Source organism: Rhodoferax sp. GW821-FHT10B06 (assembly GCF_059415605.1).
The window spans coordinates 36,735-54,104 of sequence record NZ_JBWKNO010000017.1 but is presented as its reverse complement, the minus strand read 5'-3'; the positions used below and the strand labels follow the sequence as shown (position 1 = coordinate 54,104).

General features: G+C 60.5%; 19 protein-coding genes and 3 tRNA genes. 7 read left to right on the top strand and 15 right to left on the bottom strand.

The features are described 5' to 3' along the window. Positions 1–65: 65 nt before the first annotated feature. Positions 66–142: transfer RNA gene (locus AC07O2_RS21310), tRNA-Arg, on the top strand. A gap of 246 nt (positions 143–388) precedes the next feature. Beyond that, positions 389–1,066, top strand: a complete 678-nt coding sequence (locus tag AC07O2_RS21305; RefSeq protein WP_495234285.1) for a hypothetical protein — start codon at positions 389–391, stop codon at positions 1,064–1,066. Positions 1,067–1,097: 31 nt separating this feature from the next. Here the strand turns inward: AC07O2_RS21305 and AC07O2_RS21300 are convergent, their stop codons facing one another. Further along, positions 1,098–1,817, bottom strand: a complete 720-nt coding sequence (locus AC07O2_RS21300) for a Crp/Fnr family transcriptional regulator (RefSeq protein ID WP_495096638.1) — start codon at positions 1,815–1,817, stop codon at positions 1,098–1,100. 371 nt (positions 1,818–2,188) lie between these two features. Between AC07O2_RS21300 and AC07O2_RS21295 the strand changes: the two genes are divergently transcribed. Continuing rightward, a complete protein-coding gene (locus tag AC07O2_RS21295) occupies positions 2,189–4,264 on the top strand; it encodes a tetratricopeptide repeat protein (RefSeq protein ID WP_495234284.1) in 2,076 nt (691 codons plus the stop codon). Positions 4,265–4,372: 108 nt separating this feature from the next. On the opposite strand, the gene AC07O2_RS21290 is transcribed toward AC07O2_RS21295, so the two are convergent. From AC07O2_RS21290 to lexA, 3 genes are all read right to left on the bottom strand, one after another. Further along, positions 4,373–5,380: a D-2-hydroxyacid dehydrogenase family protein gene (locus tag AC07O2_RS21290; protein WP_495096636.1), complete on the bottom strand. Its 1,008-nt coding sequence runs from the start codon at positions 5,378–5,380 to the stop codon at positions 4,373–4,375. An 84-nt stretch (positions 5,381–5,464) separates the two neighbouring features. Continuing rightward, complete coding sequence (locus AC07O2_RS21285) at positions 5,465–5,803, bottom strand: hypothetical protein (protein WP_495234283.1); 339 nt, start codon at positions 5,801–5,803, stop codon at positions 5,465–5,467. A gap of 86 nt (positions 5,804–5,889) precedes the next feature. After that, positions 5,890–6,555, bottom strand: coding sequence for a transcriptional repressor LexA (gene lexA / locus AC07O2_RS21280; protein WP_495096634.1), 666 nt, complete (start codon positions 6,553–6,555; stop codon positions 5,890–5,892). A gap of 98 nt (positions 6,556–6,653) precedes the next feature. On the opposite strand from lexA, the gene AC07O2_RS21275 reads away from it, so the two are divergent. Further along, the gene (locus AC07O2_RS21275; protein WP_495234282.1) at positions 6,654–7,676 is read left to right on the top strand and encodes an asparaginase; all 1,023 of its coding nucleotides are present in this window, start codon (positions 6,654–6,656) and stop codon (positions 7,674–7,676) included. A gap of 51 nt (positions 7,677–7,727) precedes the next feature. Here AC07O2_RS21275 and adk read toward each other — a convergent pair whose 3' ends face one another. The 6 genes from adk to AC07O2_RS21245 form a co-directional block, all read right to left on the bottom strand. Further along, the gene (gene adk / locus AC07O2_RS21270) at positions 7,728–8,384 is read right to left on the bottom strand and encodes an adenylate kinase (RefSeq protein ID WP_495096632.1); all 657 of its coding nucleotides are present in this window, start codon (positions 8,382–8,384) and stop codon (positions 7,728–7,730) included. A gap of 91 nt (positions 8,385–8,475) precedes the next feature. Continuing rightward, the gene (gene kdsB, locus AC07O2_RS21265; protein WP_495234281.1) at positions 8,476–9,231 is read right to left on the bottom strand and encodes a 3-deoxy-manno-octulosonate cytidylyltransferase; all 756 of its coding nucleotides are present in this window, start codon (positions 9,229–9,231) and stop codon (positions 8,476–8,478) included. Beyond that, positions 9,228–9,410 carry a Trm112 family protein gene (locus AC07O2_RS21260; protein WP_495096630.1) on the bottom strand — a complete coding sequence of 61 codons (183 nt, stop codon included), beginning with the start codon at positions 9,408–9,410 and terminating at the stop codon, positions 9,228–9,230. Before AC07O2_RS21260 ends, kdsB begins: the two co-directional genes overlap by 4 nt. Before the next feature lie 28 nt (positions 9,411–9,438). Further along, complete coding sequence (gene lpxK, locus AC07O2_RS21255) at positions 9,439–10,464, bottom strand: tetraacyldisaccharide 4'-kinase (protein WP_495234280.1); 1,026 nt, start codon at positions 10,462–10,464, stop codon at positions 9,439–9,441. 4 nt (positions 10,465–10,468) lie between these two features. Further along, entirely contained in the window at positions 10,469–10,885 is a 417-nt protein-coding gene (locus AC07O2_RS21250; RefSeq protein WP_495096628.1) for an ExbD/TolR family protein, read from the bottom strand. Between the two features lie 6 nt (positions 10,886–10,891). Beyond that, positions 10,892–11,524 (bottom strand): MotA/TolQ/ExbB proton channel family protein, encoded by a 633-nt coding sequence (locus tag AC07O2_RS21245; RefSeq protein ID WP_495096627.1) that lies wholly within the window; start codon positions 11,522–11,524, stop codon positions 10,892–10,894. Between the two features lie 339 nt (positions 11,525–11,863). Here AC07O2_RS21245 and xseA point away from each other — a divergent pair, with 339 nt between their 5' ends. Then, the gene (xseA, locus tag AC07O2_RS21240) at positions 11,864–13,180 is read left to right on the top strand and encodes an exodeoxyribonuclease VII large subunit (protein ID WP_495234279.1); all 1,317 of its coding nucleotides are present in this window, start codon (positions 11,864–11,866) and stop codon (positions 13,178–13,180) included. A gap of 43 nt (positions 13,181–13,223) precedes the next feature. Beyond that, entirely contained in the window at positions 13,224–13,805 is a 582-nt protein-coding gene (locus AC07O2_RS21235) for a superoxide dismutase (RefSeq protein ID WP_495234278.1), read from the top strand. Between the two features lie 129 nt (positions 13,806–13,934). Here AC07O2_RS21235 and AC07O2_RS21230 read toward each other — a convergent pair whose 3' ends face one another. Then, positions 13,935–14,396, bottom strand: coding sequence for a DUF192 domain-containing protein (locus AC07O2_RS21230; protein WP_495234277.1), 462 nt, complete (start codon positions 14,394–14,396; stop codon positions 13,935–13,937). Between the two features lie 439 nt (positions 14,397–14,835). Next, positions 14,836–14,991, bottom strand: a complete 156-nt coding sequence (locus AC07O2_RS21225; protein ID WP_495234276.1) for a hypothetical protein — start codon at positions 14,989–14,991, stop codon at positions 14,836–14,838. 437 nt (positions 14,992–15,428) lie between these two features. Between AC07O2_RS21225 and AC07O2_RS21220 the strand changes: the two genes are divergently transcribed. Continuing rightward, positions 15,429–15,995, top strand: coding sequence for a PEP-CTERM sorting domain-containing protein (locus tag AC07O2_RS21220; RefSeq protein WP_495234275.1), 567 nt, complete (start codon positions 15,429–15,431; stop codon positions 15,993–15,995). A gap of 200 nt (positions 15,996–16,195) precedes the next feature. Here AC07O2_RS21220 and AC07O2_RS21215 read toward each other — a convergent pair. The 3 genes from AC07O2_RS21215 to thiE form a co-directional block, all read right to left on the bottom strand. Beyond that, positions 16,196–16,271: transfer RNA gene (locus AC07O2_RS21215), tRNA-Asn, on the bottom strand. A gap of 75 nt (positions 16,272–16,346) precedes the next feature. Continuing rightward, positions 16,347–16,422 (bottom strand) — tRNA-Asn (locus AC07O2_RS21210). A 71-nt stretch (positions 16,423–16,493) separates the two neighbouring features. Continuing rightward, a complete protein-coding gene (gene thiE / locus AC07O2_RS21205; RefSeq protein WP_495234274.1) occupies positions 16,494–17,366 on the bottom strand; it encodes a thiamine phosphate synthase in 873 nt (290 codons plus the stop codon). Positions 17,367–17,370 lie beyond the last annotated feature (4 nt).

The window sequence follows — 17,370 nt, the reverse complement described above, 5'->3', positions numbered from 1 at the left end:
AAGTCTTTTCAAACGGGGCTGGCCGGTGGAGTGTCGCAAAGGCGTAAGGTTAGAATCTTAAGCTCCTACCCGTAGCTCAGTTGGATAGAGCATCAGCCTTCTAAGCTGAGGGTCACAGGTTCGATCCCTGTCGGGTAGACCACTACGCACCGCATCCCCATATTTTCCAGATTCTGATAAAAACTACCTGTGGTGCAGGTAATATTTGCGCTGGTAGCTATATAAATCATAGCTTTCTTCGTGCATTGTTGGGGATATTGGATCTTGTCGAACAAGATGTCGCGCTCTTCCTCGCCCTTTGGCGATGTGCACCCACTGGCTCGCATCCGTACATTGCTTCGCTGCGCGAAGCAATGGGGCGTTCAACTTTAGGCGAAAGCGCAAGCGCATGTTTGGCCGCATAAAAAAATGGATCGCCCTGGCGCAGGAAGCCGTACAGGGCGGCGACGAGTTGGACCAGATCGAGGCCTGGGCCGCTGCGCAGGGCTTTGTTTTTGAACGCTCGGAGATCGCCGACGATTTTGCCCTGGTTGGCAAAGTTGATGGCTATGACTGGCGCTTGCAGCGCATGCAAACTGACCGAGACTTTATCGTTGGTGCGGAGTTGCGTGTACTTGCAGACCTTGCTGTGGACCCCGGGATCGCCATCATGCTGATCAACCGGCCCTTGAAAGAAGCGCTGGAACAGCGCGCATTCGAGCAGGTGACGCATGGTGTGCAGACCATGCTGGATACCGATCTGCCCGAGGAGGCGCGCTGGCTGGCGTTGTACGACCAGGTGGGTTGGAGCAGCGCCCCCATGGATTTCTGGGACCGCTACGCCATCGTGGCGGAAACCCGGTCCCAGGCCCAGCAGTGGCTGGAGGGTCCCTTGCTCCCTCTGTTGATGGACTGGCCCACGGCGGCCGTGCAGCAGATGACGCCCTTTGTCCTGCGCTTGCATCACGGACGGGTGGAGCTGCGCATGGAGTACGGCCACGCTGACCTGGCTACGCTGGAACATGTCTGCAAGCTGTTCCAGCAAGCCTGCGCGTCGGCGCAAATGCTGGTGGCGGATGGGGCGTAGGTAGTGCCGCTGAATCGGTTCTGCGGTTAACTCAGGCGTCGGACTCGATGATGCGCAGCAGCGCCGCGCGGTCCCGCACCATCAGGCCCGAGGGTTCGATGCGTATCACTTCGTCGCGCTCCATGGCCTTGAGTTCCTGGTTCACGCGCTGGCGCGACGCACCCAGCAGTTGCGCCAGCTCCTCTTGCGCCAGTTGCAGGCTGATGCGCACCTCGTTTGCATTGGCCAGGTTGGGAATGCCGTAGCTGCGCACCAGGTGCAGCAGCTGTTTGGCCAGTCGGGCGCGCAAGGGCAGGGTGTTGAGGTCCTCCACCAGGCCAAACAGCTGGCGGATACGCCGCGAGTGCAGGCGCAGCAGCGCTTCATATAGCTCGGTGTGCTGGCTGAGTATTTTTTGGAAGTCGGCCTTGGCCACGCACAGCAGGGTGGTGTCGCCGTGTGCATAGGCGTCATGGGTGCGGCGGTCGCCGTCGAAGATGGCTACGTCACCGAACCAGGTGCCTGGCTCCATATAGGTTAGCGTGATCTGCTTGCCCGAGATCGAGGTCGAGCTGACCCGCACTGCGCCTTTGGCGCAGGCAATCCATTCTTCTGGCGGGTCGCCACGGGCCGCGATCAGTCCATTGTCCTGGTAGCGTTTGACGTAGGCGCAACGAAGAATATCGTGTCGTAACGAGGGCGAGAGCGTGGAAAACCAGCGGCCGGTATTGATCGCTGCACGTTCTTCAATGGTCAGTATGGGTTCGTCCATGGTCTCTTATTGGCTTGGCGCTGAACCCTGGATTGTCGCGCCCCGCCTATCTGCCGCGTTTGCGGGTTGTTACCTGGGGTTTGAAAAACCTGGCTGGCACGGTTTTGCGGCCCCGTAGGGCGCCGAATAGGGCTTAAATGGGGGTTGTTAAGGCCATAATTTCAATGCTTAAAATTGTTACCAGTGGCGCCCTGTAATGGTATGGTCTATCTGTATTAAAAAAACGTCATCAAATCGCAGTGAAATTACGTAACACCCTCCTAGGTTCGACCCTTCTCGTCGCCGCTTTTGGTAGTTCCGCCTTGTCGCTGGGACGTGCAAGAGGCGCCGTCGTATTGGGCCAGCCACTGGATTTGGCGATAGACGTACGTTTGGACTCTGCGGATGACAGCGCCAGCAATTGCTTCGAGGCCGAGGTGTTCCACGCCGAGACCCGGGTTGACCCCAACCGGGTACGTGTGATTCTGGTTGCCGGTTCCCAAGCGCAGGACGCCGTGGTACGTGTGCGTTCATCCGTGGTGGTGGACGAGCCCGTCGTGGGCGTGGTGTTGCGCTCGCTGTGCAGCCAAAAGACCTCCCGCCGCTACGATTTTTTGACAGATTTCCCGGTAGAGACGCGTTCGGCGGCTGTGCCCACCATCATTGCGGCAACGGTCGCTAGCCCGCAGGCTGCAAGCCCATCGCCGGCACCCGTGGCCCCTGCACCCGCACAGGTCCGTTCACCGGTACCCGCGCCACGCTCGGCGCCTGTACGCGCCACACCGAATCCCGCCAACGTACCACAGGTCAAGGCGGCCCCGAAAGTAGCGGCGGCGCCCAAGCCTGTCATTGCCAAAGAAACACCGCCTGCGTCCAAACCGGTGGTCAAGGCAGAAACACCAGACAACAAGCCGCATTTGAAGCTGGAGGCCGCCGAGACCCCCGACGAGCGCCAGGTCCAGCTGAAGCCGGCCACCGATATGGTGGTGACCCCCGAAGAAAACGCGCAGAAACGCGCAGAAGCCGCCGCCGCATGGCGTGAGCTGAACCATTTGCCGACGGAAAACCCGGAGGAAAAGCAACGGCTGCTCAGCCTGGAGGCCGAATCCAAGGCACTCAAGGCCTTGTTGGCCAAGAATGAAGCGGACTTCAAGCTGCGCCTGGACCGGCTGGAAAACAGCCGTTCCGACGACGGGCTGATTTACACCCTGGCCGGCCTGCTGGCGGCCGCTGTGGCTGCCGCAGGCTTTTTCTGGAACCGCGGGCGCAAGTCGACCATGGCAGGCGGCGGAACTGATTGGGCCCACCATGGCGAACTCAGCGCCGAAGAGGAAGAGCACCTGGCAACCCCCAGCCGGGCTGCCCCCTTGACGGTACAGCCGCCGCCCAATACTTTGCCGGGCGCAAACCAGGACACCGAGGTGGATGAGTCCTTGGTAGCCGATTTGCAGCGGCTGAATGCCATGACGGCATCGCCTGTGCCCCCGGCGCAGGCGCCGACGCTGCGCCCGCGTGTAACGTCCGAGCCCGTGCGGGGCCAGTATCCTGACGATTTTCTGGATGTGCAGCAGCATGCCGAGTTCTTCGTGTCGCTGGGCCAGTACGACCAGGCGATTGAGGTTCTGCGCAAGAACGTTGATGAAAACATCGAAGTCAACCCACTGGCCTACTTGGAGCTGCTGAAGATATTCCACGCCCTGGGCCGCAAGAGCGAGTTCAACCACCAGCGTGATGCATTCAACCGCATTTTCAACGGCCATGTACCGGCTTTCGAATCCTACGCGGACGAGGGGCGCACGCTGGAGGCCTACCCTGCAGTCCTGAGCAGCATCGAAACCCTATGGGAAAGCCCCAAGGTTTTGGATTTCATTGAGTCCTGCCTGTTTCGCGACCCGGCTGCGGCTCCCATCAAGCCTTTCGATCTCGCGGCCTACCGCGAGTTGCTGTTGTTGTATGCCATGGCCAAGAGCGTGGTTCGCAGGGGCGTGGCACCGCTGGCGGCGGTGGACGGTGTTTCTTCGGAGCGTGGCGGCCGTATCAGCGGGCGCCAGCCGCTGGAGTCAGGCCTGAAATCCTCGGCCATGGGTGAGGAGGCTGGGCCGCGTGAAACCACGTTTACCCAACCCATGTTGTTGATGCCGGAGTCGGCTGTGGCGACCCTGGACGATGTGCCGGACGATGTGGAAGAAGCTGCGGTCGAGAAAACCCCGGTGGATCTGGATCTTGACCTGGATCTGGATTTCTCCAATTCCGAACTTGCGGCCATGGAGCAACGGCCGGTTGCCCCCGACACGCAGGAACCCCGAGAGTCGGTACCGCCCAGCCTGGACTTTGAAGTTGACGACGAACCCGCTCCTACGGTGCCGCCGCCTTCGTCGGCACCCACTCCTGCACCAAACAGCCATTTACTGGAGTTTGATCTTTTTGATCCACAGGTAGAAGCCAAGATTGCGCCGAAGAACAAGTAAGTCCATCGGTTCGCAGGCAAGAGTTGCAGTGCTCTCGCATATAAAAAAGGCCTGACGCTATAAATCATATAGCGGCAGGCCTTTTTTGATGGATTGGCAAGCTGTGACTTAGCGGCGCACTTGCAAAGCCCCGGGGTTGACGATATTGGTCGGCGTGCCCTTGATGAAATTCAGCACATTGTCAAACGCGGCATTGAAGTACATCTCGTAGCTGTTTTGTTCCACATAGCCGATATGTGGTGTGCAGATGCAGTTCTCCAGCCGCAGCAGCGCGTGGCCTTGCAGAATCGGCTCGCTTTCAAATACGTCCACGGCGGCCATGCCGGGGTGGCCCCGGTTCAGGCCGGCCAGCAGGGCGTCGGGCTCGATCAGTTCGGCGCGCGAGGTATTTACCAGCAGGGATGTGGGCTTCATGCGGGATAGGTCTTCCAGTGTGACGATGCCCCGGGTTTCGTCGTTCAAACGCAGGTGCAGGGACAGCACGTCTGATTGCATGAACAGGTCGTCTTTACTTGACGTTACCTCCACGCCATCGGTCAGCGCCCGTGCACGCGAGGTGTCACGACCCCAGACCAGAACCCGCATGCCAAATGCGCGTGCGTACCCGGTGACGATCTGGCCTATGCGGCCATAGCCCCAGATACCCATGGTCTTGCCCTTGAGCAGGGTGCCCATGCCGAAATTAGGTGGCATGGAGGCGGTTTTCAGGCCCGACTGCTGCCAGACGCCATGCTTCAGGTTGCTGATGTAGTGCGGCAGACGGCGGGTGGCAGCCATGATCAGCGCCCAGGTCAGTTCGGCCGGCGCCGTGGGTGAGCCCACGCCTTCGGCCACAGCAATGCCGCGTTCGGTACAGGCGGCTATATCCACGTGGGCGCCGATACGCCCGGTTTGGGCAATCATCTTCAGGCGGGGGAGCTTTTCGATCAGCTGGCGGTTGAGTTGCGTGCGCTCGCGGATCAACACAATGATGTCAGCGTCTTTGAGTCGGACGGAGAGCTGGCCCAGGCCTTTGACGGTGTTGGTGTAGACCTTGGCTGCATAGGGTTCCAGCTTGGTGGCGCAATCGAGTTTGCGCACCGCATCTTGGTAGTCGTCGAGGATCACGATGTTCATCCCCGCATTGTGCCTTGGCGCAAAGACCACCCAGCATTTGCTGTCTGCCTGAGCCGGGCCGGTGAGGCCCCAAATACAGAGGTTTTACTGCAGCAAGGCGTTCGCCTGAGGGGGCGCTTCCAGGGCGGCCAGGCGGTCCAGCTCGGCGCAAACATCGGCCATGCGGCCCGAGATGCGCATGCGGCCCACACCGGACGGCTGCGCGTCCATGACGCGGAGTACGCGCAGTGGCCGCTGCTGCGCGGTTTGTGGGTAGGCGGCAGGACGCAAGGCGCCCGTGGCGGTGTAAGGGGCGCAGACATTGGTGCGTGATGTCACCCCGGCGCGCGGCATACGCCGGGAGCTGCTGCCTGCAATGAGCCAGCCGACCAAGCCCTGGAAAGAACCCAGCAGGTCAATAGACGAAAACGATGCGATTCCCATATGAAACTCCCTCAGCTTGTTTGGCGATGGACACGGAACAGGTTGGCGCGCGGCACGGGGCCAACTCAGCAGACTATGTGGCTTTATCAGTTCAGCAAGGTATTGCGTATCAGCCCCACGGCCAGGCCTTCGATGGCGAAGTTTTCACCCGGCGCGACCACGATGGTGGAGTAGTCGGGATTTTCGGGCAGCAGCTCGATCAGTTCCTGGTTGCGGCGGAAGCGCTTGACGGTGACTTCATCGCCAATGCGGGCGACGACGATCTGGCCGTTTTTGGCGTCGTTGGCCGACTGCACGGCGAGCAGGTCGCCGTCCAGGATGCCGATGTCGCGCATAGACATGCCGCGCACCTTGAGCAGGTAATCGGGCTTGTAGCGGAACATGCTGCTTTCCACATGGTAGGTTTGGTCGATGTGTTCCTGCGCCAAAATCGGGGAGCCGGCAGCAACACGGCCAATCAGGGGCAGGGCCAACTGGCTGAGCGTGTGCTGGAAGCGTGATTCATTGATGGAGCGCAAGGTGTCGGTCTTGAGCCGGATGCCGCGCGAGGTGCCGCTGACCAATTCGATAGCGCCTTTGCGGGCCAGGGCCTGCAAATGTTCTTCAGCGGCGTTGGCTGACTTGAAGCCCAGGGTGCTGGCGATTTCGGCCCGGGTTGGGGGGGCACCGGTGCGGGCGATAGCGGACTGGATCAGGTCCAGAATCTGCTGCTGGCGGGCGGTGAGTTTGGCGGAAAACGTGGGCAGATCCATGGGTGACTCCGGTACTTGGCGGTGTGGATAGCGGTTTAGATGGCTGTTTTAATATCCAGTAGCTGTATTTTTAACCAGTTTTTGAAAGTTTGCAAGCCATGGCGGTAAATACAAATGCGGCGGGCTCCAGCCCTGCCAAGATCGTGGTGTTGGGCACCGGCGGCACGATTGCCGGACGTGCTACCAGCGCCGGTGACAACATTGGCTACACCGCTGGTGAGGTGGGTGTGGAGCAATTGCTGGGGCCGGTGGCGGCCTTTCAAGGCACAGGTGTGGAGTTCGTGGCCGAACAGGTTGCGCAGGTAGATAGCAAGGACATGGGCTTTGTCCTATGGCAACAGCTGGCACGGCGCTGCGCCTACTGGTTGGAGCAGGCCGACGTGGCTGGCATCATCATCACCCACGGTACCGATACGCTGGAAGAGACGGCGTATTTCCTGCAGGCTGTGCTGCAGCCCGCCAAGCCGGTGGTGCTGACCTGCGCCATGCGCCCGTCCACAGCACTGGTGCCAGATGGGCCGCAGAACCTGCTGGATGCCGTCGTGGTGGCGTCAACGCCGGGAGCCCAGGGGGTAGTGGCCGTGTGCGCCGGCAACATCCACAGCGCGCTGGATGTGCAGAAGGTGCACAGCTACAAGGTAGATGCGTTTTCGTCCGGCGAAGCGGGCCTGGTTGGCCTGGTGGAAGAGGGGCGGGTACGCCTGTTGCGGCCTTGGCCTACGGTACCTGAATTTCATATGAAAAATAGGCCTGTAGCGCAGGCGGAATCCGCGCAAGTAGCTATCAAAAATAGAGTGTTGACGGAGTTGGCTGCTGGGGATTGGCCGCGCGTGGAAATCGTCTTGAACTATGCCGGTGCCGGAGGCATGGTGGTGGATGCTCTGGTGGCCCAGGGGGTTTCCGGCGTCGTGGTGGCTGGTACCGGTAACGGTACTTTGCATGTGGATCTGCAAGCGGCCCTGCTGCGGGCCATGGCGGCGGGTGTGGCGGTACTGCGCGCCACGCGCTGCGTGTTTGGCCGGGTGTTGGCCACGCCGGCCGATGCCATTGCCGACGCGCAAGGTCTGTCGCCGGTGAAGGCGCGTATTGCGCTGATGCTGGCGCTGCTGGCCGCGGGATAAAAAAAGGTCGCCAGGCATGCCTGGCGACCTTTAACAAAGCTGTATCAGGGCTTAGCTGGCCAGTGCGGCAAAAGCCCGCGCGGTGATTTCGTCCACGCTGCCGGTGCCGCTGATGGCGCGGTACTTGGGGGCCAGGCTGGGTTCGTTGCGAGCCCAGCTGGAGTAGTAGTCCACCAGCGGACGCGTTTGGGCGCTGTACACCTCCAGGCGCTTGCGCACGGTTTCTTCCTTGTCGTCATCGCGCTGGATCAGCGGTTCGCCGGTGACGTCGTCCAGGCCTTCGACCTTGGGCGGGTTGAACTTGACGTGGTAGGTGCGGCCCGATGCGGGGTGCGAGCGGCGGCCGCTCATGCGTTCGATGATGGCGTCGAACGGCACATCGATTTCCAGCACGTAGTCCAGCTTGACGCCGGCGGCCTTCATGGCGTCTGCCTGGGGCAGGGTGCGGGGGAAGCCGTCGAACAGGCAGCCGTTGGCGCAATCGGGCTGCGTCAGGCGTTCTTTCACCAGGTTGATGATCAGGTCGTCGCTGACCAGTCCGCCGGACTTCATGACTGCATCGGCTTGCTGGCCCAAGGGGGTGCCTGCCTTGACGGCAGCGCGCAGCATGTCACCGGTAGAGATTTGTGGGATGCCGTATTTTTGGCAAATAAAGGTTGCTTGCGTGCCTTTGCCGGCACCGGGTGCACCCAACAAAATTAGTCTCATGGAAGTTCCTCGGAGTATTTAAAACCACGTGGCGCTGCTGGCCACACGAGTTGGCCGCAACGCTTCATTGCGCTGGAGGATACCAGAGGCTTCAGTACAGTTTGCTTACGCGTTCCAGGTCGTCAGGCGTGTCCACGCCTGCGCCGGGCGCATGGGCCGTGACATGGACCGCAATACGGTGGCCGTGCCACATGGCGCGCAGCTGTTCCAGGGCTTCAGTGACCTCGATCGGCGCCTGCGGCAGGGTCGGAAACAACCGCAAGAAGCCGACCCGGTAGGCGTAGATGCCGATGTGGCGCAGCGGCGCCGGGTCGGGCAGGGCTGTGAAGCTGCGCTCTGTCGTGGCGCCGTCGCGCCACCAGGCAATGGGAGCTCGGCTGAAGTACAGCGCGTGCTGCTGGGCGTCCAGCACCACCTTGACCACATTCGGGTTGCAGAAGTCGGCCAGGCTGGCGATGGCGTGGGCGGCAGTGCCCATGCTGGCCTGCGGGCGTTGCTGCAACAAGGCGCCGACTTCGTTGATCAGGGCCGGGTCGATCAGCGGCTCGTCGCCCTGCACATTGACCACGATGGCGTCGTCAGCCAGGCCGAGCAGCTCGCAGGCTTCGGCCAGGCGGTCGCTGCCGGAAGGGTGGTCGTCGCGGGTCAGGATGGCTTCCACGCCATGGGCCTGGCAGGCGGCCAGGATGGCCGGGCTGTCGCAGGCCACCACGGTGCGTTGGGCCTGGGACTGCATGGCGCGCTGGGCAACCCGCACCACCATGGGTGCGTCGCCCAGAGCCGCCAGGGGCTTGTTGGGCAGGCGGGTGGAGGCCATGCGGGCCGGGATCAATACGGTGAAGCTCACAGGCCCAGCTCCTCGTCGCTCAGGGTGCGGGCTTCGTTTTCCAGCAGGATAGGAATGCCGTCGCGCACCGGGTAGGCCAGGCGGGCGCTGCGCGAGACCAGCTCTTGCTTTTCGCGGTCGTATTGCAGCGGGCCCTTGGTGACAGGGCAGACCAGCAGCTCCAGAAGTTTGCTATCCATGGGGGAAATCTCAGTCGGTCAGTCGGTATTAGGTCGCCGCAGAAATGCGGCCAGGGGGCGATGATAGCCAGGGATCGACGCGCTGGTCGAGCGCGGCCAGAAAGCCGGCGTCCAGCTCCAGCACGAGGGGGACGGCCCATGCATCCGGCTGGTGCCGCCATAGCTTGACGGCATCTTTCTCTGTGCAAATCACGGTCTCGCGCAGGTAATTCGTGTGCTGCCAGCTATCAAAATTGTAGTGATCCGGCAAGGCCTGGGTCTGTGCCAGCTGCAGGCCGGCCGCCCGCAGCATGGTGAAAAAATGGTCTGGCTGGGCGATGGCTGCCACGGCGTGCAGGGGTGTAGCCTGCAGGCTGGACAGCGGGCGCCGCGTGCCGTCGGCCTGCAGCGCATAGTCGGCCAGCCGGCGTTGCGCCCGAAAGCCGGCGAATGCCGGGTGCTGGCCGGTGTGCAGTACCAGGTCCACGGGACGCGGCCAGGCTTCGCGCAGCGGGCCCGCAGGCAGCAGAAAGCCATTGCCCACGCCCCGGTCGTCAAAAATGCAGATTTCCAGATCGCGCCGCAGTGCGTAATGCTGCAGGCCGTCGTCGCAGAGTATCAACTGGGTGTGTGGATAGGCCGCCAGCAGGGCCTGGGCCGCATCCAGGCGTTTGCGCGCCACGAACACCGGCACCTGGCAGCTGCGGCGCACCAGGGCGGGCTCGTCGCCCACTTCGCTGGGCAGGCTGTCGGCGTGCACCTCGCGGCAGTCCTGGCCGTCCTGGATGTTGCGACCGTAGCCACGGGATACCACGCCGACCGCAATGCCACGCGCTGTCCAATGCTGGGCCAGGGCCATTACCACCGGGGTTTTGCCCGAGCCGCCAGCGACCACGTTGCCGACCACGACGACCGGTACCTGCAGGCTGCCGCAGGTAAGCCAGCCCGTGCGGTACAGCAGCTTGCGCAAGGCGTGCAGCAGGCCATACAGCAGTGACAGCGGCCAGAGCAGCCAGGCCAGGGGCCCGCGCGTGCGCCAGGTGCGCAGCAGCCAGCCCTCCATGCCCTCGGCCATGGGCTTATTTGGGCGTGGATTGGGTGGCAAACGTGATCTGGTTCAGGCCTGCGCGGCGCGCGGCCTCCATCACGGTGATGACCGACTGGTGGGTGGCGCTGGCATCGGCGCTGATGATGACCACCATATCTTTGCCGCCCCGGGCTGCGTTGGCCAGGGCTTGCGAGATTACGTCGATGCTGCGGCCTTCCACTGCGCTCTTGTTCACCGCGTAACGCCCGTCGCTGCTGACGGCGACGATGATTTCCTTGGGGTAGTCGCGCTGCGCATCGGCATTGGCTACCGGCAGCTTGACCTGCAGCTCGGTGAATTTGCTGTAGGTGGTCGACAGCATCAAGAAGATCAGCACCACCAGCAGAACGTCGATGAACGGGATCAGGTTGATTTCGGGCTCTTCCCGGTGGCGGTGGCGGAAGTTCATAGCCTGTTAGCCCCGCTTGCGTACCGAGCTCAGGTGGCGGGCAAACTGGTCGGCGGCCATTTCCAGCGCCAGCAGGTACTCGTCCACGCGGGCGCGGAAATAGCGCCAGAAGATCAGCGAGGGGATCGCCACCATCAGGCCGAATGCCGTGTTGTACAGCGCCACCGAGATGCCGTGCGCCAGCTGGGCCGGGTTGCCGCCCGAGCTGCCGCCGCCGGTTTGCGAACCAAAGATGTCGATCATGCCGATCACCGTGCCCAGCAGGCCCAGCAGCGGTGCTGCCGATGCAATGGTGGCCAGGGCGCTGAGGTATTTCTCCAGCTTGTGGGCGACCGAGCGGCCAGAGCTTTCCATAGCCGTGCGGATGTCTTCATCGCTGCAGCGTGGGTGTGTGTGCAGCACGCGCATGCCGCTGGCCAGCACTTCGCCCAGCAGCGAGTTTTGCGCCAGCTGGTTCACCACGCCCGGTGCAGGCAGCGTGACCTGGGATACGGCCAGCACCTCGTCAAGAAGTTTTGGGGGGACGATTTTGGCGGTCTTGAGGCTGAGAAAGCGTTCAATAACCAGGGCCAGCGCCAGGATGGAGCAGGCTACGAGGGGCCAGATGGGCCAGCCTGCGGCTTGTATGATCGAAAACAATATGGCTCTCCGCGCTGATAGATTCTTTGCGATTATGGCTTAGCCGCTTGCGACATCCGCGATTTGTTCCGTATCTGTTTAAACCCCCGAGCCACCCACATTTCCTGTGGATAACTTTGTGAAGAACTTGTAGTCACCGCGCCGAAATCCAGCATCCATGCGGGTCCGTGACACTTCGATGAAAATTTAAGCAGAAAAAAATCCAGTGAAATCAATCACTTACCACACAAATCCAGCGTTTCCCGCGGGTTTTTACGAAATTCAACGGGTGGGTGCAGCCCTTGTCGCGCCTGTGGAGCACTTGCCCGACCAACTCCGCGCTGCGGCGCGCCAGACCTGATGGTGGACGCCCCAAACCCAGTATTGGCGCCGCGTATCTGGCCGGTTGGCGCGCTATGCCGCGCCATTGCTGATGCGCTAGAGGCGCGCTTCAATCCTGTCGCGGTGCGCGGCGAGATTTCGGGCTTCTCGCGCGCATCCAGCGGGCATTGTTACTTCAACCTCAAGGATGGGCAGGGGCAGATCCGCTGTGCGATGTTCCGGCGCGCGGCAAGTCTGCTGGACTTTGCGCCACGCGATGGTGAGCTGGTGGAAGTGCGCGGCCGCCTGGGCGTGTACGAGCCGCGTGGTGATTTGCAGCTGATTGTGGAGAGCATGGGCCGCGCCGGGCAGGGCGCCTTGTTCGAGCAGTTTTTGCGGCTCAAGGCGCAGCTGGAGTCCGAAGGGCTGTTTGACCCCGCACGCAAGCGCCCCTTGCCACTGCTGCCGCGTGGCATTGGTGTGGTCACATCTTTAGGTGCCGCTGCGTTGCACGATGTGGTGGCGGCCTTGCAGCGGCGGGTGCCGCATATTCCCGTGGTGCTGGTGCCGGCGTTGGTGCAAGGAGCGGCGGCACCGGCTGAGCTGGTCAAGGCACTATCAAATTTATATCGCTTTGCGCAGGCGGAATCTGCGTCAGCGGGTGATTTGGTACATATCGATGTCATCCTGCTGGTGCGCGGTGGCGGCTCGCTGGAAGACCTGTGGGCCTTTAACGACGAGCAACTGGCGCGCACCATTTGCCAGAGCCCGGTGCCGGTGGTCAGTGGCGTCGGCCATGAAACCGACTTCACCATTGCCGACTTTGTCGCTGACTTGCGCGCGCCCACACCCACGGCGGCGGCCGAGCTGGTGGCCCAGCCGCGCGATGTCTGGCTAGGGGCCTTGGTTTTGGCGGGCCAGCGCCTGCAGGATGCCGCGCTGCGTCAATTGGATGCACAGGGCCAGCGCCTGGATAGCGCGGCCCAGCGCCTGGGGCGGCCCTCGGGGCTGGTTGCTCGTCAGCAGTGGAAGCTGGGCCAGCAGGCGCAGCGGCTGCGCTATGCCGCACTATCAAGATTGCAGCAAGAAAAGACCTATTTACAGGCGCAAATGATGGATTTTCCCGCCAGTGTGCAGACCGCTCTGCGCCAGCGTGGCGAGCGCCTGGACCGTGCCGACCGCAGCCTGGCTCTGCTGGACCCTCTATTGGTACTGCAGCGCGGTTACGCTTTGCTGCGAACGCCTCAAGGGATGCCCATTACCAGCACGGTGCAGGCCATAGCCGGCGAGTCGCTGGTGGCAACCCTGGCCGACGGTGAGGTTGCTCTCCAAGTCCTACAGACGCGCGCAAATTAGTTTCTACAATCATTCCGTTAACCACCAACCCACGAGGAAAAACATGGAACATACCCTGCCCCCATTGCCTTACGCGATCGACGCACTGGCGCCTGCCTACTCCCAGGAAACCCTGGAGTTTCACCACGGTAAGCACCACAACGCCTACGTGGTCAACCTGAACAACCTGCAAAAGGGCACCGAGTTTGAATCGTTGACCCTGGAAGAAATCATCAAGAAGTCCAGCGGCGGCATCTACAACAATTCCGCGCAAATCTGGAACCACACCTTTTTCTGGAACTGCATGAAGCCCCAAGGCGGCGGCGAACCCAGCGGCGCGCTGGCCACGGCCATCAACGCTAAGTTCGGCTCCTACGCAGCTTTCAAGGAAGCCTTCGTCAAGTCCGCCGTAGGCAACTTCGGTTCCGGCTGGACCTGGTTGGTGAAGAAGCCTGACGGCTCGGTCGACATCGTCAATACCGGTGCAGCCGGCACCCCCTTGACCACCGCTGACAAGGCGTTGTTGACTGTGGACGTGTGGGAACACGCGTACTACATTGACTACCGCAATATGCGTCCCAAGTTTGTCGAAACCTTCCTCGACAAACTGGTGAACTGGGGCTTTGCCGAAGCCAACTTCGCTTGAAGTAGAACACCCCCAGGCTGCACACTGCGTGTTTTCGCCAACCCCCTTGCAGGGGGCGGGCCGACCGCTTCGAGCGGTCGTGCGCAGTGGCCCCTGGAACAAAAAAGACCCGTCAATGACGGGTCTTTTTTATTGGGGGGTGAAGGGCTTGCCGCCCAGCTTGCTACCGGCCTTGATCCCCTTCTTGGCGAACCAACCCACATTCATTTCCAGCACATAGCGCACCGGTTTTTCGGAGCAGTGGGAGTCCGTGGTTTGCGGCTTCATATCGGCCAGGTTCACGATGGTGCCGTGGTCGTCGATGAATGCGGCAGTCAGCGGCAGGATCGTGTTTTTCATCCAGAAACACTGCGTGGCGGGCTGCTCGAATACAAACAGCATGCCTTCCTGCTGCGGCATTTCCTTGCGAAACATCAGGCCGATTTCGCGCTGCTGCGGGGTCAGTGCCAGCTGGGTATCGATCTGGTAAATGCCTGCGGTTAGATTGACGCGGGGCAGGTCGGTTTGCGGAGCATCCTGTGCGGACGCAGTGCCGAACGAGGCGCAAGCCAGGGCCAGGGATAGCCAGAGGGTGGGGGTAAGATTTTTCATCGGTGGCGCAGGGTGGTAATGGACATCAGGAGCTTTCAGCCTTGGCATTCTGGCATGCTTGTGCGTAGCGCAGCGTTGGCGCATGGGCCTTTGCAGGCCTACCAAGGTCCATGCCGGCGCTCATTCAGTCGTAACGGCTTGCAGCTAGTTTCAGGGCATGTACTGCACCCAGAATTGTCCGCTCTACCTGCTTGGTATTGCTGAGGGGTATGGATTGTGGATTCTGTGCGATCCGACTTTTCGTGCAGGTAGCACCAATGAATCAATACCTATGGATGGTTTCCCGTTGGTTAATTCGGCCAACTAACCTGGCTCAAATGTCCGCTGAGTGCAGCAACTACGTTGTAGTTTGAAATCAGCCCATAAGCCTCATCACCGCAATATTCAATCGCCGGGTTTTGTTTGGTCCCTTTGGGGCCAATCCATGCGAAGGTCTGTTCTACTGGGCCGCTTGTTGTGGTGTTTGAGCTAGGGCAATCTTAGCGGCCATACGGTTTTGTATTTCGTTCTGCCCCAATTCTTCACCACCGCCACAGGCTTGTAGTGAGGCGACAGCGAGCAATAAATAGGCAATCTTGATGGACAGTTTTTGCATGGTGACTCCAAGTGAGATGGGGGTTCAGTGATTGTTCCGCTAACCCCGGATTTGCCCTGGTACTAGTTCACAACTAGCGCCCAGTCGTCGGCCGGGTACGTGTATGGTTTGGTGTTCCGTGTGATTTGACACGCTTGAAGTCAACTGCTGCTCTTTTAAGGTGTCAGCCTGTTTGTCAAACGGTCGTTTTTCGTATTTCACTAGGCAATTGAGTTTTCAATTGCCTCGCGTTTTGTCGCAGGCTTTTAAGTGCTGCCCATCACTTATTCTTTCCCTGCCTGTGATGGTCCGCTCCCAAGCCAAGGGTGGTCAAAATGCGACTGAATGATTGAAATTTGAATGATTTGCCTAATACATCACGGTGACTATTTGTACGAACCGTGAAAATTTGATCGTCTATCCAATCAGGCGATCTATTAGTTTCGGCTTTCATACTCATGTCAATTTCTTCCAAATTCTTTTCTACGATTCTTGCGAGCGCCGTATTGAGTTGTGTGTGTCTGGCGCAGGCGACTCCGGTCAGTTATGTCGCCACGCCAACGACCTATTTTGGTCCTGTCTCCAATCAAATAAACAATGCGCCATATGGTCGATTCGGCAACCAAGACTGGAGCTGGAGTCAGGCTGCTTATAAGGGCTCTTTCTCTTCTGCCACATTGACCATCGGTGCGCATGATGTGGACCCAGGCGAAATTGACAACATCTATGCTTATGACTCAAGTGCGGCTGGAGGGAAATGGGTGTTGTTGGGCAGGCTGACTGGTGCAAATGATGTTTTCTCAGATACCAGTTTCGCGTTGACGAGCAATTTCTTCGACGACATCGTCTCGGGGTTGAAGTTGAAGATTGATATTGACGCAACCTCCGCTGGTTGGGGCGTCGGATTGACGAATTCCGTACTCAACCTCACCAATAGCAACACGGTGCCCGAGCCTGGTTCTCTTGCACTTTTCGGGTTGGGTCTTGCGGGTCTTGTTGCTGTACGCAAGCGTAAGTCGGCCTGAATTGACGAGTCTCAAACTAAACCCGCTGAGGCGGTTTTTTTTATTGGCAGATCATTTTTAGTGTTTGAACGCGCTTCGCGACAACATCAAAGCGCTAGAGGTTCGTGCAACAGATCACTGTGAGTAATACGTCGGTGGTGGAATATTGCGAGGATGCGCTTTTTCGCGGTGCCGCCCCGACAGTTTGCAGTGGGGTTCGGTGGCTCCTCAACCTGGGCTCGAACCAGGGACCTACGGATTAACAGTCCGGCGCTCTACCAACTGAGCTATTGAGGAATATCGGGTGCATCAGCCTTGGTGGCTGAAATAAAAAGGGCTTACGGATTGGCGTAAGCCCTTTTTGCAAAATTCTGGCTCCTCAACCTGGGCTCGAACCAGGGACCTACGGATTAACAGTCCGGCGCTCTACCAACTGAGCTATTGAGGAATATGACAGACTTAAATTATAGCGTCAGTTTTTTGGATTTTGCAAGTTAGCGATTTTTTACCGTAAAAAGTTCACTCTAGGCCCAGCGGGCCGTGTATGGCCTGGCGCAGGGCTGCGGCGGCACTCTCCGGGTCGGGGGCTGCGGTGATTGCGCGCACTACGGCCACTGAGCCGACGCCGCTGGCCAGCACGGCGGGCAGGCGCTCACTGTCGATGCCGCCTATGGCGACCAATGGGTAGTCGCGCAGCACCTTGGCATAGGCGGCCAGGCGGGCCGTGCCCTGGGGGGCGGTGGCCATCTTCTTCAATGTAGTGGGGAACACCGCACCCAGGGCGATGTAGCTGGGACTGACGCGGTCTGCGCGCAGCATTTCGGCATAGCCATGGGTGCTGATGCCCAGGCGCAGGCCGGCGCTGCGGATGGCATGCAAATCGTGTTGGCTCAGCAGGTCCAGGTCCTCCTGGCCCAGGTGTACACCATAGGCTCCGGCCTGGATGGCTTGCTGCCAGTGATCATTGATGAACAGCAGGGCGCGCGTGCCCCGTACGGCATCTACAGCGGCCTGGACTTCGCGTTGGATGTCGTCGGCATCTTCGGATTTGAAGCGTAGCTGCACCGTGGGTACGTCTGCGCGGGCCATGCGGGCGACCCAGGCGGCATCAGGCAGGACTGCGTACAGACCCAACTGGCGTGGGCAGGGTGCAAAAGTCTGTTCACGCGGCCAGGGAGCCAAGCCGAAATCTTCTGGTGCTGTGGGCCAGTCGCTGGTGTTACCGGTGCGCGCAGCCTGGGCTTGCCAGGCCTGGGCGATGCAATGGGCGTCGGTGGGGATGAAGCCCAGTTGTAAAGCCGCACTCAGACTGGCGTCGAATACCGCGTCGCTGGTGGGCAACGCCATGGCGCTGTGTTGGTCCAGGATAGCCTGGGTCAGGGCAGGTTGCATATGG